Here is a 215-nt window from a genome sequence, read left to right as displayed (position 1 = left end):
GAGATGTTGGGTTAAGTCCCGCAACGAGCGCAACCCTTGATCTTAGTTGCCATCATTAAGTTGGGCACTCTAAGGTGACTGCCGGTGACAAACCGGAGGAAGGGGGGGATGACGTCAAATCATCATGCCCCTTATGACCTGGGCTACACACGTGCTACAATGGACGGTACAAAGAGCTGCAAGACCGCGAGGTGGAGCTAATCTCATAAAACCGT

Annotated in this window: 1 rRNA gene; it reads left to right on the top strand. The window is 52.1% G+C overall.

Annotated elements, in window-relative coordinates:
- Positions 1 to 215: ribosomal RNA gene (locus MR107_RS31170) — 16S ribosomal RNA — on the top strand; the annotation flags it as partial.

It is taken from the genome of Bacillus cereus group sp. BfR-BA-01441, from assembly GCF_022663075.1.
Classification (GTDB): Bacteria; Bacillota; Bacilli; order Bacillales; family Bacillaceae_G; genus Bacillus_A; species Bacillus_A cereus.
This window is presented reverse-complemented; position numbering and strand designations above follow the sequence as displayed.